This window comes from Legionella pneumophila subsp. pneumophila str. Philadelphia 1 (assembly GCF_000008485.1).
Taxonomy (GTDB): Bacteria; Pseudomonadota; Gammaproteobacteria; order Legionellales; family Legionellaceae; genus Legionella; species Legionella pneumophila.
Genome location: NC_002942.5, coordinates 881,754 through 899,598 on the forward strand (window position 1 = coordinate 881,754; position 17,845 = coordinate 899,598).

Here is a 17,845-nt window from a genome sequence, read left to right on the forward strand (position 1 = left end):
CTTACCGCATAGTACATATACTTGTCATTTTTTGTGAAAATGCCGGTATTTTGACCTTTATAAAAATGAAATACAGCACAAGTTCTAATTCCAATAAAGTAACAATTTAAGTAGAATGTTTACTATTTTATGAATTTGGGGCGGTTATGACTGTTAAAAGACATACTATAGATTTGGCACATCTTGGCATGCGCGATTTGGATCAGGTCGGTGGTAAGAACTCTTCTCTTGGTGAAATGATTAGTCATTTGTCATCAGCAGGCGTTTCTGTGCCGGGAGGATTTGCTACAACTGCTGATTCTTTCAGAGAATTTTTGTCCCAAAACGATCTTGATAAGAAAATTTATGATAAGTTGACTGCTCTCGATACGGATGATGTCTGCCAACTGGCAGTGGTAGGGAAACAAATTAGGGAAATGATTATTGATACGCCATTCACCCCGGAGTTTGAACAGTCGGTTCGCTCTTCCTACCAGAAACTTGCTCAAGAGATTGGGCATGATAATTTTAGTGTTGCAGTAAGATCTTCTGCTACTGCTGAAGATTTGCCTGATGCTTCTTTTGCCGGTCAGCAGGAAACTTTTTTAAATGTGAAGGGAGAAGAGGCGGTATTGGCTGCCATTAAACAGGTATATGCTTCTTTATTTAATGACAGGGCAATAGCTTATCGTGTGCATCATAATTTTGCTCATAACGAAGTGGCATTGTCTGCTGGCATTCAGCAAATGATTCGTAGTGATTTGGCAGTCAGTGGTGTCATGTTTACTATGGATACTGAATCCGGTTTTGATCAAGTAGTATTTATCACTTCCTCTTATGGTTTAGGTGAAATGGTTGTTCAAGGCGCTGTAAATCCAGATGAATTTTATGTCCATAAACCATGCCTTGAAGCCGGAAAACCGGCGATTATCCGTCGAAACCTGGGCAGCAAGGCGTTAAAGATGGTTTATTGCGATGACCCTTCCCTTGAAAGACGTGTTAAAACAGTCGATGTAGACCCTGCTGAAAGATTATTGTTTTCCTTATCCAAAGAGGAAGTAGAGCAATTAGCGAATCAGGCACTTATTATTGAAAAACATTATGGTCGTCCCATGGATATTGAATGGGCGAAAGACGGGGTCAATGGTAAACTGTATATCCTGCAAGCTCGTCCGGAGACTGTAAAAAGCAGGGATAACAAACAAGTGCTCGAACGGTATACTTTGCAAAAAAGAGGCGACGTATTGGCTGAAGGCCGTAGTATAGGTCAAAGAATCGGTCAGGGTAAAGCAAAGGTTATTAAAGATATTAATGAAATGCACAGGGTTCAACCCGGCGATGTTTTGATATCCGATATGACCGATCCTGATTGGGAACCTGTCATGAAGCGTGCTTCTGCAATCGTTACCAATCGTGGAGGCAGAACTTGTCATGCAGCTATTATTGCTCGTGAATTGGGGATTCCTGCAGTTGTTGGGTGTGGTGATGCAACAAAAACGATTAAAGATGGTGATGTGGTGACTGTAAGCTGTGCGGAAGGCGATACAGGTTTTGTCTATTCTGGTCTGTTGCCTTACGAGCAAGAGCGTCTTGATGTAGAAACCATGCCCGAATTACCCATGAAAGTGATGTTGAATGTTGGAAACCCTGAAAGAGCCTTCGCATTTCAATCAATACCTAATTCCGGAGTGGGATTGGCCCGTCTTGAATTTTTGATTTCCAACACGATAGGTATTCATCCTAAAGCGCTTCTGGAATTTGATACTTTAAAGGATGAGGAACTTAAGCGGTACATTAAAGAAAAGACCATAGCGTATGATTCACCTGTAGAATATTACATTGAAAGATTAAAAGAAGGCATAGCGACTATTGCTGCTGCTTTTTATCCCAAACCCGTTATAGTCAGGCTTTCAGATTTTAAATCGAATGAATACGCTAATCTGGTTGGTGGCTCATTGTATGAACCCCAAGAAGAAAATCCTATGCTTGGTTTTCGTGGCGCCTCTCGTTATGTTTCTTCAAATTTTTCTGAGTGCTTTGCTCTTGAATGTAAAGCAGTAAGACGAGTCAGGGAGGAGATGGGTTTAGATAATGTTGAGGTCATGATTCCTTTTGTCCGAACAGTTTCTGAAGCTGGTAATGTCATCGAAGTATTAAAAAAGCATGGTCTGGAAAGAGGAAAATGTGGGTTAAGAGTGATTATGATGTGCGAGTTACCTTCCAATGCCTTGTTAGCCAGTGAATTTTTGCAGTATTTTGATGGTTTTTCCATAGGATCGAATGATTTAACTCAATTGACTTTAGGATTAGACAGGGATTCAGGTTTGGTGGCTTCACAATTTGATGAGCGCAACGATGCTGTGAAAGCTTTATTGCATATGGCTATTTCAGCTTGTAAAAAAGAAGGCAAGTATATAGGTATTTGCGGTCAAGGTCCTTCAGATCACCAGGATTTTGCCCAATGGCTGATGAAGGAAGGAATTGAGAGTGTTTCTCTAAACCCTGACTCTGTTTTACAAACATGTTTGTTTTTAGCTAAACAATCGATGAATTGATGAACCAGAGTGTGCTGGCAATTCAGTTTGAAATTGTTAGGCTGTTGGTGCATTAGGAATTTACTGAGGCATTCCTATGATTTTGAAATGCAGCAGATTGCCTTGGAAGATGAGTTTTTTTGATCAATACAATTATTTTGGCTGTTAGTAATGGAACTACTTGTGATGGTATGGTGTTGCAATTCAAAATTCCCTTGCATTTGGGAGAAAGCAGCATATTAAGCTTATAGGATAAAGCGGTATGAGTAATTCAAAATGGTGGTTTCTTTTAGTCTGTTTCATTCCTGCTATTACTTTTGCATCTGAGGGGGGAGAGCATTCAGATCCAGTCACCTCTGTTCTTCTGGGTGTCACTACTATTTTATTTTTAGCTATCATTGGTCGTTATTTAGCCAGACTTCTTAATCAACCTGGCGTTCTTGGTGAATTACTGATAGGGATGATAGTTGGGAATCTCTCTTACTTTTTCGGAAGTGAATTAGTAGTAATTCTTCGCGAAGGTTCTGCCATTTATGATGTTGTCAAAGAAATGTTAGCAGGAATTTCTTTAAATCAGGCGGTAACTCATGTTATCCATAATTCCTATTATGCTAACCAGGTGATCCATGCCTTAAGTGGAGCAGAGGGAACTGAATATCTTAAAATAGCCTATGTCGTTGATATTTTCTCACGTTATGGTGTCATATTTCTTCTTTTTATGGTTGGTCTTGAGACGTCACTTTCTGATTTGAAAAAAACTGGCAAAGAATCCATTCTTGTTGCTGTGATCGGTATCGTTGCGCCAATGATTTTAGGGTTTGTAGTGGCTTGTTTTATCATACCTAACTCAAATTACAAGATTAATTTATTTATCGGCGCTACCTTGAGTGCTACCAGCATTGGTATTACAGCAAGTGTTCTTAAAGAGATGAATAAACTGAGTACACGGGAAGCAAGAACAATTCTTGGTGCGGCTACTTTGGATGATATTTTAGGCCTGATTATTTTGGCGGTAGTCAGCAGTATAGTTATCAGTGGTGCTGTAAGCATCATGGTTGTAATGAAAATTATCATTTTAGCTCTACTGTTTTTCATTGGTACCTTGTTTATGGGGCCTTTTGTACTTCGGAAAGCAGTCGATTTATTCCGTTTTCTGGAGCCTTGGGAATCCAAATTATTTATCTCATTCCTTTTTATTATGGCATTAGCCTGGTTGGCTTCATTTATACAGTTGGCGGCTATAATTGGTGCTTTTGCTGCGGGTGTCATTTTGCACGACGACTATTTTGGAGAGCAAAAAGCCCATCATAAAGATCATCGCAGTATTCATCATTTGGTATCTCCCTTGGAAACTATATTGGCTCCTATGTTTTTTACTCTCATTGGGATACAGGTTAAGTTAGAAACTTTTTATGATTGGAATGTCATTGTTTTAGCGGGAGGCTTATCAGTAGCGGCCATTCTTGGCAAGCTGCTTAGTGGCTTAGGCGCTAATCGACGGGATGATAGGCTGCTCATTGGTATAGGAATGTTGCCTCGTGGAGAGGTAGGATTGGTTTTTGCTTCTATTGGCAGAACTATAGGCGTAATAAGTGATAATCTGTTTACCGCAATTGTATTGATGATCATGATCACAACCTTTATTGCGCCACCTTTATTAAAGATGCGATATGCCAAACCAAAAGAGGATAGGAATGCATGAATAATGTTTTATCGCAAGTTACATTTGATGTAAAACGTGCTTTGCAAGAGGACGTGGGCAATGGTGATGTTACTGCGGCTTTGTTGCCTCAGCAGCTGATTGTAGAAGCAGAAATTATATCAAGAGAACCTATGCTTGTTTGTGGGCAGCCCTGGGTAAATGAGGTTTTTAAGCAAGTTGATAATACAGTTGAAATGGAGTGGCGGGTTTCTGAAGGAGATTTTTTAAGCACGCCAGCTACTTTATGTATTATTCATGGTACTGCCAGTAGTATTTTAACGGCAGAGCGTACTGCGTTAAATTTTTTGCAAACCCTTTCAGCTACTGCAACACAAACTTATCACTATGTTCAGAAATTAAAAGGTACCAAGGCAAAGCTGTTAGACACACGCAAAACAATTCCAGGACTTCGGTTAGCGCAAAAATACGCTGTCTATTGTGGTGGCGGGTTAAATCATCGTATGGGACTTTATGATGCGTTTCTAATCAAAGAAAATCATATCAAAGCCTGTGGTTCAGTTGCTCATGCTATCAGTCTGGCAAGGAAAACCGATAAACACTTACTGGTTGAGATTGAAGTGGAAACCCTTGAGGAGTTGCAAGAGGCTTTGGATGCTCACCCTGACAGGATATTATTAGATAATTTCACTCAAGATATGCTTGAGCAAGCAGTCAAAATGAATCATCCCAAGTACTGTGAATTGGAAGCCTCTGGCGGCATTAATATCAATAATATTGCAGACATTGCTCAAACCGGAGTGGATTTTATTTCAGTTGGATCCATCACCAAATCAATTCAAGCAATTGATTTGAGCTTATTGATTAGGGAAACATTATGAGCCCAAGTATTGTTTTTACCGGGGGAGGAACTGCCGGACATGTAACGCCTAATATCGCTTTGATTAAGGAATTTCGAAAAGAAGGCTGGAATGTAGAATATATCGGCTCTGTTTCCGGAATTGAAAAGGAGATGATTGAGCCGCTGGACATTCCTTTTCATGGGGTCAGTAGCGGTAAATTGCGCAGGTATTTTAGTTTGAAGAACTTGCTTGATCCTTTCAAAATTGTTCTGGGAATTATTCAATCTTCTTTGCTATTTTATAAAATCAAACCCGATGTGGTTTTTTCAAAAGGTGGCTTTGTAGCCTTTCCTGTGGTTGTAGGCGCCTGGTTAAATCGAATTCCTGTTGTCGCTCATGAGTCTGATATGAGCCCAGGACTTGCGAATCGCCTATCCTTTCCTTTCGTCAATAAAATATGTCTTACTTTTGATGCTGGCAAAAAATACTTTAAGCGTCAGGATAAAATAGAAGTGACGGGTACTCCAATTCGTCAACAGCTATTAACTGGAAATCGAATGAAAGGATTGGAGTTATGCGGATTTAATTCCTCCAAACCTTGCCTGCTTGTAGTGGGAGGAAGCTTAGGGGCTGGTTCAATTAACAGTTGTATTCGAAGCGCATTGAAACAATTGACATCAGAATTTCAAGTCATTCATCTTTGTGGCAAGGGAAAACTTGATTCTTCATTGGTTGGTGTGGAGGGATATTGCCAATTTGAATACGCCAATGAAGAGTTGGCTGATCTGTTCGCTGCTTCTTCTGTGGTGATTTCTCGAGCAGGAGCTAATTCTTTGTATGAAATATTAGCATTAGGAAAACCACATATCTTAATTCCAATCTCTTCACAAGTAAGCAGAGGAGATCAAATTCAGAATGCAAGGTACTTCCAGGGATTGGGAATAAGCGTTGTGATTCAGGACGAGTTATTGAAAGCTGATGTTCTATTACAGGCAGTACAGGACGTAATGCGAAAAAAAGATGAAATAGATAATAAAATCAAAGCATTAAAAATTGAGTCTGCCACTGATAAGATTGTGGCAATTATCAAGGAGCAAGCACATGTTCAAACCCCAAGGATTGTATGATTACATATGCCAACAGTGGCAAGAAGAGATATTGCCAAGTTTATGTGACTACATAAAAATCCCTAATAAATCTCCTCACTTTGATGCAAAATGGGAAGAACATGGTTATATGGAGCAGGCAGTTAATCACATTGCCAATTGGTGTAAGTCGCATGCTCCCAAAGGAATGACTCTGGAAATTGTTCGCCTGAAAAATAGGACTCCATTACTATTTATGGAAATTCCAGGCCAAATTGATGACACTGTGTTGCTTTATGGGCACTTGGATAAACAACCTGAGATGTCAGGCTGGAGTGACGATTTACATCCATGGAAACCCGTATTGAAAAATGGATTGTTATACGGAAGAGGAGGGGCAGATGATGGATATTCTGCTTATGCATCACTCACGGCTATTCGCGCCTTGGAACAGCAAGGTTTGCCATATCCTCGTTGTATATTAATCATCGAAGCGTGTGAGGAAAGTGGCAGTTACGATTTGCCTTTTTATATTGAGTTGCTGAAAGAGCGTATTGGTAAACCATCATTGGTTATTTGTCTTGATTCCGGAGCAGGTAATTATGAGCAGTTATGGATGACTACGTCATTACGCGGTAATTTGGTCGGTAAGTTAACTGTTGAATTAATTAATGAGGGCGTTCATTCTGGGAGCGCCAGTGGTATAGTGGCAGACAGTTTCAGAGTAGCTCGGCAATTGATCAGCAGGATAGAGGACGAAAACACCGGAGAGATAAAATTACCTCAGTTGTATTGTGATATTCCTGATGAGAGAATAAAACAAGCGAAACAATGTGCGGAAATTCTAGGTGAACAAGTTTATAGCGAATTTCCATGGATAGATTCTGCCAAACCCGTTATTCAAGACAAACAGCAATTAATATTAAACAGAACATGGCGCCCTGCCTTGACGGTGACTGGTGCAGATGGGTTTCCAGCGATAGCTGATGCAGGGAACGTAATGCGCCCTGTTACGTCTTTGAAATTATCCATGCGCCTTCCACCACTGGTTGATCCAGAAGCAGCTTCTGTTGCTATGGAAAAAGCCCTGACCCAAAACCCTCCCTATAATGCAAAGGTTGATTTTAAAATACAAAATGGAGGGTCCAAGGGATGGAATGCTCCTTTGCTTTCCGATTGGTTAGCGAAAGCGGCATCTGAAGCATCAATGACTTATTATGATAAACCTGCTGCTTACATGGGAGAGGGGGGCACCATTCCATTTATGAGTATGCTAGGCGAGCAATTTCCCAAAGCACAATTTATGATAACTGGTGTTTTAGGCCCCCATTCCAATGCTCATGGTCCGAACGAGTTCTTACATTTGGACATGGTAAAAAAACTCACCTCATGTGTCTCGTACGTTCTTTATAGTTTTTCACAGAAAAAATAATTTAAAATTGGCTAGACTCTTGTTTGAAAAATTGAGATACTCGCTCGCGGCTCTGGAACGAGCCGTTTAGTCCAACAATTAGGAGAAATTTATGAAAGCAAGACTCATTGCTATTTTATTGTCATTTATTGTTATCCCTTTCTCTTCTCAAGCTGAGAACGAGCCTCAAAAAACTCCAGCTAAACAAGTCCTTGTTAAGGGCAAGATTAATCTTAATACAGCGGATGTGTATTCTTTAACAGGCTCTTTTAAAGGGATAGGAAAAAAACGGGCTGAAGCTATTATTGCTTATAGAGAGAATCATCAAGGGTTTAAATCTCTGGAAGAGCTTGCGGAAGTCAAGGGTATAGGGCAGCGTTTTGTAGATAAAAATAGAGAAAAACTGAAAGAAATTTTCGTTATTAATTAATTCACGTGCAATATAAAACGTAAATCATGTTTTATAAAGCAAATGAGATTGATCCCATATGAAAGCATTGCTTTTACTATGGGATCCGGTTAAAAGCAGTTGTCTGGTGTATAAAATTCTTATGCGGCAACTGTCGATTTTTATCCAAATATAGGATAAAGTAGCAATCAAAAAAACAACGGGGTAGTACTGCGTATGTTCAGGAAATTAAGAGGCGTGTTTTCTAGCGATTTGTCAATCGATTTGGGAACAGCTAATACATTGATTTACGTAAGAGATAAGGGGATTGTTCTCAATGAACCTTCTGTAGTGGCATTGCGTAATGAATCAGGCCAGAAGCGTGTCGCCGCTGTAGGTCTTGAAGCCAAACGCATGTTGGGAAGAACCCCTGGCAATATTAATGCGATAAGACCCATGAAAGATGGGGTTATTGCTGACTTTTTTGTCACCGAGAAAATGTTGCAGCACTTTATACACAAAGTGCATGAAAATAAATTTTTACGACCCAGTCCACGAGTTTTGGTCTGTGTTCCTTGTGGTTCTACACAAGTGGAACGCAGAGCAATTCGTGAATCTGCAATGGGCGCTGGTGCTCGAGAAGTTTTCCTTATTGAGGAGCCTATGGCTGCGGCATTAGGTTCCGGAATGCCTGTTGAGGAAGCCAGTGGTTCTATGGTGGTTGATATAGGCGGTGGTACCACAGAAGTCGCAATTATTTCACTAAGTGGAATAGTTTATCATCAATCAGTACGTATTGGTGGCGATAAATTTGATGACGCAATCGTATCCTACGTACGCCGTAATTATGGTACTCTCATCGGAGAAACAACCGCTGAACGCATTAAACATGAAATTGGTTCGGCTTTCCCAAGCCGGGATTTATTTGAGATCGAGGTACGAGGTAGAAATCTTGCGGAAGGTGTACCACGTAGCTTTACTTTAACAAGCGCTGAAATCCTGGAAGCACTACAGGAACCTCTATCGGGGATAGTTGGTGCGGTTCGAGCTGCTTTGGAGCTTGCTCCGCCTGAGTTGGCTGCAGATATTGCTGAAAGAGGTATGGTTTTAACAGGCGGAGGCGCTCTGTTGAAAAATATAGACACCTTGTTGATGGAAGAAACTGGATTACCCGTATTAATAGCTGAAGATCCATTAACCTGCGTTGCGCGTGGTGGTGGTAAAGCTTTAGAAACCATGGATTTGCGCGGCGGTGATTTCCTCTCAACAGAATAATAAACACAATAGATTATTTGCAAAGGGCGGACACAGTTCTCTGGGATTTGTGTTTGCCCTTGCTTTTTCTATTCTCCTGATGTTTTCTGATTATCATTACCGATACCTGGATTTCGTTCGTAGCGGTTTTTCACTAATAGTTTCTCCCTTGCAATATGCGGTAGATTATCCTGTTCGAGTCATCGGCTGGATTCAGTCGTTGGTTAGTGCCAAAAAGGCGCTGATAGATGAAAATATGCGTTTAAAATACAAGCAAACAATGCTTGAAGCTGAATTGCAAAAATTAATTGTTATTCAAAGAGAAAATTCGCAATTAAAAGAATTATTATTGACTTCATCCAAGGCTGATATGAGAGTCATGGCTGCCCAGATACTCGCTGTTGATACAAGCCAGGCAAGACAAGTTGTCGTCTTAAACAAAGGCACACGTGATGGTGTCTATGTGGGACAGCCCGTGTTGGATGCCAAGGGAGTGATGGGGCAGGTTATTGATGTAGGACCAATGACAAGCACTTTATTACTGATTTCAGATTCAAAAAGTGCTGTGCCAGTAAGAAACAATCGAACCGGAGAGCGCGCAATCCTTGTAGGTACTAATGATATTGAAGAACTGTCTTTGATTAATTTACCGAAGACTTCTTCTATTCATCCAGGTGATGTGCTGGTAACGTCCGGTTTAGGCCGAAGATATCCAGAGGGCTATCCTGTAGGACGCGTTGAGGAAGTTAAGAGTATTCCTGGTGAAGATTTTGTCAAAGTTACAGTTAGCCCTGTCGCATTGCTGAATCGCAACAGGTTGGTGTTATTGATTTGGGCTGATAGTGAACAAGAGGAGTTAACTGCTCAAATTAATGAGCGATTGAATGCTGAGGAGTCTACAGCATGAGCGTGCTTCACATTCGTTTAGGATTGGGGTTTCTCGTGGCACTTGCTTTATCAATACTGCCGATGCCTGAGTTAATTTCAATTTTTCGACCTCCTTGGGTGTTATTATTGGTTTTATATATTGAATATTATTTACCAGGTAAATTTAAACTGACTGCTCTGTTGATAGTTGGCTTATTACTGGATGTGCTCTTATCAACCGTGATCGGTGAACATTCATTCGCATTGCTATTGGTGACCTGGATAGCGTCAACCAAATCGAGACGAGTTCAATTTTTCTCACTTATTCAGCAGGTTTGTTTGATTGGTTTTTTTTGTTTTCTATATCAATCAATTATTATATTTATTGATGCTCTGTTAGGTTTTAATTATAACCTGATAATGCCTGTGACAAGTGCCATTTTGGGTATGATTATTTGGCCCTGGATTCGAGTCTTGGGTTACTCTTCCTTGTTAACTCGTTCAGTTTATCGTTAGTAAGGTTGATTAATTTATATTCCCCGGGCTGGAGTTGATCTAAGTGCCAATCACCAATCTGGTATCTAATTAAACGTAAAGTAGGAAATCCAATAGCAGCGGTCATTTTTCTTATTTGATGATTTTTTCCTTCTCTTAAAATAATTTCCAGCCAGGTAGTTGGTATGTGTTTCCTTTCTCTTATAGGTGGAATTCGTGGCCAGATTTTTGGCTCTGAAATCAATCTGGCTTCGGCTGGTAAAAAAGTAATGTCTTTGATTACCAGGCCTTTTCTTAAAGGTTGTAAATCTTTGTCTGTAGGGACCCCCTCTACTTGAACCCAGTAATGTTTCTTTTTCTCAAATTTAGGATGGGTTAAGCGGTGTTGTAGTTTTCCATCGTCAGTTAAGATAAGTAAGCCTTCACTTTGTTTATCCAGACGTCCAGCCGCATAAAAACCCGGAAGTTTAATAAATGCCGAGAGAGTTTGTTCGGGTAATTCGCCAGTAAATTGAGTCAGGATTCCATAAGGTTTATTAAAAAGTATTAATTGCGGCATTTTATGATTGCGTTGATTGTGGAAATTAATGATAAATTTTTTGGTTATTGACAGCAACCACTTCAGGGCAAGATCAAGCCTTTAAGCACGATAAACAGCGTAAATAATTGTTATATTTTGTCATTCACGCAATAAGGTATGAGGTGCATTAATTAATTAAAATATGATTTTGTCCCGCTTGGAACTTAAGCCAAGATTGATTTTTTATGGCCAATCACTATACAATTACACAATTTTATTCGTTATGGTGACTCTTATTCATGAAATGGGTATTGGTTGTTATGGCAATTATCGCTCAAACAAGTTGTGCAGTGAATCACAGAGTTATGGTTGGGGATGAACCTGTAATAATTCAACAAACCAAAGGTCAAGGTAAGACTTTTGTACATGTTCATCACAATGAACAAACGGCATTAAAAGCTGCTAAAGCTGTCATTAGAAAAGAGGGTGGAAGTCTCATTACACTTATCCATTCCGGCGGTCGCAATATAGTATTCCATTTACATAACCAACGCTATGAATTTGATCCCAACCGCATTTTTACCGACAAAGGGATCAAAAAAACTTTGACGCAATACAGTTATTATACTCCTGAAGCGCATCAGGAAGTGAAGAAACTTGCAGACAAAATTAAGGTCTTACTACCTGAGGGTAAAGTAATCGCTGTTCATAATAACTCCTCCTATTCCTTAAAAGATTATTTGCCCGGACATGAACTTGCCAAGGATGCAAAAGCTTTGTATATGAATCCTGACAATTATTTTAGGAATTTTTATCTGGTCACTAAATTAAGTGATTATCTGCGTTTAAAAATGCAAGGTTTTAATGGTGTTTTACAAAAACCTTCGGCTACAGATGATGGATCTTTATCAGTCTATCTCGCTAAGCGTGATTATATTAATGTCGAGGCCGGTTACGATCAGTTGGCAGAACAAATTAAGATGTTGCTTCATGCCTAGTTCCAATCTGAGCTAATTTAGCTAAAAATAATTAATAGTCGTAATTGATATTTGGGAAACCCGATTATCACATGCTATCATTAATTTCTCTAAATTTATGGAGTCGTCAATGACATACGATAAAATCAAAGTGCCTGCCCAAGGCGAAGCTATTACTGTTGCTGCTGACCATTCACTTCATGTTCCTGATAATCCAATTATTCCTTTTATTGAGGGTGATGGTATCGGTGTTGATGTAACACCTCCGATGATCCGTGTTGTTGATGCTGCAGTTCAAAAAGCATATGGCAACAAGAGAAAAATTTCCTGGATGGAGGTTTATGCCGGGGAAAAGGCTACTAAGGTTTATGGTGGCGATCAATGGCTTCCCAAAGAGACTCTGGATGCCATGAAAAAATATGTGGTTTCAATTAAAGGTCCTTTAACTACTCCTGTTGGTGGCGGTATACGTTCATTGAATGTCGCTATTCGCCAAGACATGGATCTCTATGTTTGTTTACGTCCAATTCGCTATTTTAATGGTGTTCCAAGTCCGGTTCGGGAGCCATGGAAAACCGATATGGTCATTTTCAGGGAAAATTCTGAAGATATTTATGCCGGTATTGAATGGCAGGCAGATACCCCGGAAGCTAAAAAAGTGATTCAATTTTTAACTAAGGAAATGGGTGTTAAGAAAATTCGTTTTCCTGAGCATTGTGGTATAGGTGTGAAGCCTGTTTCCAGAGAAGGTACCACTCGACTTGTCAAAGCGGCCATTCAGTATGCGATAGATAATGACCGCAGTACAGTGACTTTGGTACATAAAGGCAATATCATGAAGTTTACTGAAGGGGCTTTTAAAGATTGGGGATATCAAGTTGCTCGCGATTCTTTTGGAGCAAAAGAATATCAAGGTGGGCCATGGATGGAATTTAAAAATCCTAAAACCGGTAAGCAGATTATCATTAATGATGTGATCGCTGATGCCTTTTTGCAACAAATCCTGTTAAGACCTGAAGACTATAGTGTCATTGCTACATTAAATTTGAATGGTGATTATATTTCTGATGCTTTGGCTGCTCAGGTTGGTGGAATAGGTATAGCTCCCGGAGCGAACATTAGTGATCAAATGGCTGTGTTTGAAGCAACTCATGGAACTGCGCCTAAATATGCTGGGCAGAATAAAGTGAACCCCGGTTCTATTATTCTTTCTGCCGAAATGATGTTACGTCATATGGGGTGGTATGAAGCAGCTGATTTGATTATCAGAGGTATGGAAGGCGCGATAGAAGCCAAAACCGTAACTTATGATTTTGAACGTGGTATGCAAGGAGCAACGTTAGTCAGCAGCTCTGGTTTTGCAGATGCCATGATTAAGCATATGTAAACCGGGGAGTTATCACATGGTCTTTCTGAACAACGCGTATTGACAATATAGCACTTACAGCTTTACTCAGTGCCAATGCGTTGTTCATGAAAGACTGGGATTATCCTTTCAAGATTATTGGTAGTATCTTTGACTATCAGGTTTATACATCTTACGAGTTCATGAAAATTGAGCAGGAACTTTATCCATGCTAATTATGATGCTACTCTACTGATTAGAGGCGGCTCAATGTCTTGAGTAAAACCTGGTGGTCAATAACAAATAGTACAACATTTGAGTGAATCATATCTAATCACTATGCTATTGATTATTTCAATGACTAAATTTTTCATTAAAATTAGCTAAATTTACTGGCCAAATGCGTGTAGGGAGTCTATAAAAATAGTAAGAGGTTGTTAGTTATGAGCAAGCAAAATTTAGAGGAAATAATACAAACAGGGATAGCTGATACAGAACTTAGCACAGAAATTAGCACAGCTATTAAACGGCCAAGAAAGTATAAGGTTTTATTGCTCAATGATGACTATACGCCAATGGATTTTGTGGTAGAGGTACTGAAGCACTTTTTTCATTTAAATGAGGAGGTTGCGATTCAGGTGATGTTACAGGTTCATTTTCAAGGGAAGGGGGTTTGTGGAGTGTTTACAAGAGACATAGCAGAAACAAAAGTCGCCCTGGTAAATGAATACGCCAGAATGAATCAACATCCATTATTATCTAGTATGGAACCGGAGTAAACTGGTGGTGGGTTGGTAAGGAGCAATGACAATGTTAAATAAAGAACTAGAATTCACCTTGAATCTAGCTTTCAAGGAAGCAAAAGAAAAGCGTCATGAGTTCATGACTGTTGAACATTTGCTGTTGTCTTTGCTTGATAATCCAGCAGCAGGAAATGTATTACAAGCTTGTGATGCTAACATCGAGGCATTACGTCGTGATTTGATCGAATTTATTGATGAAACAACCCCAAGAATTCCTGAGGATGAATTGGACAGGGAAACTCAACCAACATTAGGTTTTCAAAGGGTTTTACAGCGTGCAGTATTTCATGTGCAATCAGCAGGCAAAACGGAAGTCACTGGAGCTAATGTATTAGCCGCAATTTTTAGTGAGCAAGAAAGTCAGGCTGTATATTTTTTGCGACGTGAAAATATTACTCGCCTTGATGTCATTAATTATATTTCTCATGGAGTGTCAAAATATCAAAACAATGATATGCATGAAAACATGAATTCATCTATGGAAGAAGACATGATGACCCCTGAGGGTAATGAGTCTCCACTTGATAGTTATTGCACCAATCTCAACAGACGTGCAAAACAGGGCAAGATAGATCCATTGATAGGGCGGCATGAAGAGATACAAAGAACTATACAAGTGCTTTGCAGACGCCGTAAAAATAATCCTTTATTAGTTGGCGAGGCAGGTGTAGGTAAAACTGCTATCGCAGAAGGTTTGGCCAGACGTATAGTGGATGGTGAAATCCCAGATTCCATAAGAGGCTGCGTAGTCTACTCTCTTGATTTGGGCGCGTTATTGGCAGGAACGAAATACAGAGGGGATTTTGAAAAACGATTGAAAGCTGTGCTGAAACAGTTGGGTCAGCAAGAAGGAGCCATTTTATTCATAGATGAAATTCACACCATTATTGGAGCAGGTGCTGCATCTGGAGGAGTCATGGATGCTTCCAACCTGATTAAGCCATTATTGGCAAATGGTGAATTGAAATGTATTGGCTCAACTACTTATCAGGAATATCGTGGAATATTTGAAAAAGACAGGGCCTTGGCAAGACGATTCCAAAAAATTGATATTTCAGAACCAACAATCGATGAAACTTTTGAAATATTAAAAGGATTAAAAGGCAAATTGGAAGCTCACCATGGAGTAAAATTTTCAATTCCTTCATTAAAAGCGGCAGCAGAATTATCTGCAAAATACATCAATGATCGATTTTTGCCTGACAAAGCGATTGATGTGGTGGATGAAGCGGGCGCTTATCAGAATTTATTGACGGCAAATAAACGTAAAAAAATTATAAGCGTGACTGAAATCGAGAGTGTTGTCGCAAAAATTGCTCGTATCCCAATTAAAAAGGTATCTGCGCGCGACAAAGATACTCTGCGTAACCTGGAACGTGATTTAAAATTATTGGTCTATGGTCAAGACCAGGCAATTACTGCCTTGGCTTCAGCAATCAAATTGGGTAGATCCGGACTTAGAGAACCTCAGAAGCCAGTAGGTTGTTTCTTGTTTGCCGGACCAACTGGTGTAGGAAAGACAGAGGTAACAAGGCAACTGGCTAATGTGTTAGGCATAGAGTTGCTGCGTTTTGATATGTCTGAGTACATGGAAAAACACACTGTTTCACGTTTGATAGGAGCACCTCCTGGCTATGTAGGATACGATCAAGGTGGTTTATTGACTGAAGCCGTGACTAAGAATCCACATGCTGTTCTGCTACTTGATGAAATAGAAAAAGCACATCCTGATGTCTTTAATTTATTGTTGCAGATAATGGATCATGGCACTTTAACTGATACCAACGGTCGTCAAGCTGATTTCAGACATATCATACTTGTAATGACCAGTAACGCAGGGGCCAGTGAAATTGTTCGTAACTCCATAGGTTTTTCAACGCAAGACAATACCAATGATGGGTTGGAAGTAATTAAAAAGCAATTCAGTCCTGAGTTTAGGAACCGTTTGGATGCTATTATCAATTTTGCACCGTTAGATACTCAGACTATAGGACTAGTTGTTGATAAATTCATTATGGAGTTGGATGAACAATTAAGTCATAAAGGCGTTACTTTTACAGTTGATAAGTCAGCCAGGGAATGGCTGATGGAGCATGGTTATGATAAAGCCATGGGAGCACGACCTATGGCCAGATTGATTCAGGAAAATATCAAAAAGCCTCTTGCTGATGAACTGTTGTTTGGTAAATTAATGCATGGTGGTCATGTCACTTTGCGAGTGAAAGACGGTAAACTGCATTTTGACAGTCATGATCATAGAGAAGGTGTTTGTTAAACGGAAACCCTCTTCAGTTCTGTGCATGACAAATTTTTTGTTATGCACAGACAAAATCACAATAATTATGAGATAGTAATTGTCATTAACCTGTTAGTTGCATAACTGGTAATTGTTATCACAATTTCTTTTTGTGACCGCTAAACGAATATTATTCCTCTCTGTACGGTACGATTTTTGGGACCGTCGTTGCGAGGAGCGTAGCGACGAAGCAATCCAGTGGCCTGAATTCGTTGAAGTAGCTCACTGATTCATTGATAATCCATATTTTTTCCGCTAAGAAACGACATGGAGTCGTGAATGAGTATCACTGAGCTGTCAGATATTTTAAATGGTTATTTTTCATGGAACAAGTCGCGAATCGAGTGTTTTGCGACGATGTTAATCTCTTTAATCAAAGTAAGAACGGTCAATTTAACTGAGATTGCATGTGGTTTTTCTAGCCCTGCTAAACAAGATTCAAGGTACACAAGAATCAAACGATTTTTTAGAGAATTTAAGATTGATTTTTCTAGTGTTTCAGTCTGGGTTATTCATTGTTTTGGTCTATCGGGGCAGGCACTCTATCTCAGCATGGATCGAACCAATTGGCGTTGGGGCAAAAAAGACATCAATATTTTAATGCTATCAGTTGTGTATAAAGGGATAGCAATACCATTATTTTGGACATTGTTAGCTAAAGGAGGAAATAGTGATACAAGAGAGAGAATTGAAATCGTCCAGCGTTTTATCACGAAATTTGGAAAATCAATGATTGCTGGATTACTTGCTGACCGAGAATTTGTTGGTGACAACTGGTTTGCATGGTTGTTGACGGAAAAAATACCATTTTGTATTCGCATCAAAAACAATGTTATTACTACAAATAGTCGAGGCTTAGAGGTAAGTATTGATGCCTTGTTTTATGATTTGAAATCAGGAGAACAAAGAATTTTACAAGGCTTGAGAAAATTATGGAGACAAAAGATATATTTAAGTGCGCTGAGACTTGCCGATGGTGAATTATTGATTGTAGCTACCGATCATTTAATGGATGAACCTATTGAACATTATGCCTTGCGTTGGGAAATAGAAACGTTGTTTTCATGTCTCAAAGGGCGTGGCTTCAACTTTGAAGACACACACATGACTCAACCGGATCGCATTGAAAAATTACTGGTGCTATTGACCATTGCTTTTTGTTGGGCCCATAAAACTGGAGAGTGGCGGCATGTTCAGAAGGCAATTAAAATCAAAAAACATGGTCGCAAAGGGGTAAGTTTTTTTCGTTATGGACTTGATTTATTACGTGATGCTGCGCTTAATGGCTGTCAGTTTATTCGCCATTCTTTCTCCGATATACTTGGGTTTTTGTGCATTAGTCGCGTGATATGCGCTGCTGAATGAATTGGTCCAATAACAAGGAAGAAG

The 17,845-nt window shown here is 39.6% G+C and carries 15 protein-coding genes; 14 read left to right on the top strand and 1 reads right to left on the bottom strand.

The features are described 5' to 3' along the window. The first annotated feature begins 146 nt into the window (after positions 1–146). The 9 genes from ppsA to mreD all read left to right on the top strand — a co-directional run bounded on the left by ppsA (position 147) and on the right by mreD (position 10,536). The gene (gene ppsA, locus LPG_RS03980; RefSeq protein ID WP_010946541.1) at positions 147–2,534 is read left to right on the top strand and encodes a phosphoenolpyruvate synthase; all 2,388 of its coding nucleotides are present in this window, start codon (positions 147–149) and stop codon (positions 2,532–2,534) included. Between the two features lie 241 nt (positions 2,535–2,775). Beyond that, a complete protein-coding gene (locus LPG_RS03985; protein WP_010946542.1) occupies positions 2,776–4,215 on the top strand; it encodes a cation:proton antiporter in 1,440 nt (479 codons plus the stop codon). Continuing rightward, positions 4,212–5,054 carry a carboxylating nicotinate-nucleotide diphosphorylase gene (nadC, locus tag LPG_RS03990; RefSeq protein ID WP_010946543.1) on the top strand — a complete coding sequence of 281 codons (843 nt, stop codon included), beginning with the start codon at positions 4,212–4,214 and terminating at the stop codon, positions 5,052–5,054. The genes LPG_RS03985 and nadC overlap by 4 nt, the downstream gene beginning before the upstream one ends. Further along, on the top strand, positions 5,051–6,142 hold the full coding sequence (locus LPG_RS03995; RefSeq protein WP_010946544.1) for an undecaprenyldiphospho-muramoylpentapeptide beta-N-acetylglucosaminyltransferase: 1,092 nt from the start codon (positions 5,051–5,053) through the stop codon (positions 6,140–6,142). Before nadC ends, LPG_RS03995 begins: the two co-directional genes overlap by 4 nt. Continuing rightward, positions 6,117–7,532, top strand: a complete 1,416-nt coding sequence (locus tag LPG_RS04000) for a M20 family metallopeptidase (RefSeq protein WP_010946545.1) — start codon at positions 6,117–6,119, stop codon at positions 7,530–7,532. Before LPG_RS03995 ends, LPG_RS04000 begins: the two co-directional genes overlap by 26 nt. A gap of 91 nt (positions 7,533–7,623) precedes the next feature. After that, positions 7,624–7,941: a ComEA family DNA-binding protein gene (locus LPG_RS04005; RefSeq protein ID WP_010946546.1), complete on the top strand. Its 318-nt coding sequence runs from the start codon at positions 7,624–7,626 to the stop codon at positions 7,939–7,941. 195 nt (positions 7,942–8,136) lie between these two features. Next, complete coding sequence (locus tag LPG_RS04010; RefSeq protein ID WP_011213320.1) at positions 8,137–9,174, top strand: rod shape-determining protein; 1,038 nt, start codon at positions 8,137–8,139, stop codon at positions 9,172–9,174. Then, positions 9,152–10,060, top strand: coding sequence for a rod shape-determining protein MreC (mreC, locus tag LPG_RS04015; RefSeq protein ID WP_010946548.1), 909 nt, complete (start codon positions 9,152–9,154; stop codon positions 10,058–10,060). Before LPG_RS04010 ends, mreC begins: the two co-directional genes overlap by 23 nt. After that, the gene (gene mreD, locus LPG_RS04020) at positions 10,057–10,536 is read left to right on the top strand and encodes a rod shape-determining protein MreD (protein ID WP_010946549.1); all 480 of its coding nucleotides are present in this window, start codon (positions 10,057–10,059) and stop codon (positions 10,534–10,536) included. Before mreC ends, mreD begins: the two co-directional genes overlap by 4 nt. Here the strand turns inward: mreD and LPG_RS04025 are convergent. Further along, positions 10,472–11,074: a pseudouridine synthase gene (locus tag LPG_RS04025; RefSeq protein WP_011213321.1), complete on the bottom strand. Its 603-nt coding sequence runs from the start codon at positions 11,072–11,074 to the stop codon at positions 10,472–10,474. The genes mreD and LPG_RS04025 overlap by 65 nt on opposite strands. Positions 11,075–11,334: 260 nt before the next feature. On the opposite strand from LPG_RS04025, the gene LPG_RS04030 reads away from it, so the two are divergent. From LPG_RS04030 to LPG_RS04050, 5 genes are all read left to right on the top strand, one after another. Then, on the top strand, positions 11,335–12,033 hold the full coding sequence (locus LPG_RS04030) for a hypothetical protein (RefSeq protein WP_010946551.1): 699 nt from the start codon (positions 11,335–11,337) through the stop codon (positions 12,031–12,033). A gap of 97 nt (positions 12,034–12,130) precedes the next feature. Beyond that, positions 12,131–13,399 (top strand): NADP-dependent isocitrate dehydrogenase, encoded by a 1,269-nt coding sequence (gene icd / locus LPG_RS04035; RefSeq protein WP_010946552.1) that lies wholly within the window; start codon positions 12,131–12,133, stop codon positions 13,397–13,399. Between the two features lie 401 nt (positions 13,400–13,800). Then, a complete protein-coding gene (clpS, locus tag LPG_RS04040; protein ID WP_010946553.1) occupies positions 13,801–14,136 on the top strand; it encodes an ATP-dependent Clp protease adapter ClpS in 336 nt (111 codons plus the stop codon). A gap of 31 nt (positions 14,137–14,167) precedes the next feature. After that, positions 14,168–16,435, top strand: a complete 2,268-nt coding sequence (clpA, locus tag LPG_RS04045; RefSeq protein WP_011213323.1) for an ATP-dependent Clp protease ATP-binding subunit ClpA — start codon at positions 14,168–14,170, stop codon at positions 16,433–16,435. Positions 16,436–16,735: 300 nt separating this feature from the next. Next, positions 16,736–17,821 carry an IS4-like element ISLpn9 family transposase gene (locus tag LPG_RS04050; protein WP_010946555.1) on the top strand — a complete coding sequence of 362 codons (1,086 nt, stop codon included), beginning with the start codon at positions 16,736–16,738 and terminating at the stop codon, positions 17,819–17,821. The last annotated feature ends 24 nt before the right edge of the window (positions 17,822–17,845 follow it).

Coding starts and splice junctions, on each gene's coding strand:
- ppsA (WP_010946541.1), top strand. CDS start 147: ATGACTGTTAAAAGACATACTATAGATTTGGCACATCTTGGCATGCGC.
- icd (WP_010946552.1), top strand. CDS start 12,131: ATGGAGTCGTCAATGACATACGATAAAATCAAAGTGCCTGCCCAAGGC.
- LPG_RS03985 (WP_010946542.1), top strand. CDS start 2,776: ATGAGTAATTCAAAATGGTGGTTTCTTTTAGTCTGTTTCATTCCTGCT.
- LPG_RS04010 (WP_011213320.1), top strand. CDS start 8,137: ATGTTCAGGAAATTAAGAGGCGTGTTTTCTAGCGATTTGTCAATCGAT.
- LPG_RS04000 (WP_010946545.1), top strand. CDS start 6,117: ATGTTCAAACCCCAAGGATTGTATGATTACATATGCCAACAGTGGCAA.
- clpA (WP_011213323.1), top strand. CDS start 14,168: ATGTTAAATAAAGAACTAGAATTCACCTTGAATCTAGCTTTCAAGGAA.
- LPG_RS03995 (WP_010946544.1), top strand. CDS start 5,051: ATGAGCCCAAGTATTGTTTTTACCGGGGGAGGAACTGCCGGACATGTA.
- nadC (WP_010946543.1), top strand. CDS start 4,212: ATGAATAATGTTTTATCGCAAGTTACATTTGATGTAAAACGTGCTTTG.
- mreD (WP_010946549.1), top strand. CDS start 10,057: ATGAGCGTGCTTCACATTCGTTTAGGATTGGGGTTTCTCGTGGCACTT.
- LPG_RS04030 (WP_010946551.1), top strand. CDS start 11,335: ATGAAATGGGTATTGGTTGTTATGGCAATTATCGCTCAAACAAGTTGT.
- clpS (WP_010946553.1), top strand. CDS start 13,801: ATGAGCAAGCAAAATTTAGAGGAAATAATACAAACAGGGATAGCTGAT.
- LPG_RS04050 (WP_010946555.1), top strand. CDS start 16,736: ATGAGTATCACTGAGCTGTCAGATATTTTAAATGGTTATTTTTCATGG.
- LPG_RS04005 (WP_010946546.1), top strand. CDS start 7,624: ATGAAAGCAAGACTCATTGCTATTTTATTGTCATTTATTGTTATCCCT.
- LPG_RS04025 (WP_011213321.1), bottom strand. CDS start 11,074: ATGCCGCAATTAATACTTTTTAATAAACCTTATGGAATCCTGACTCAA.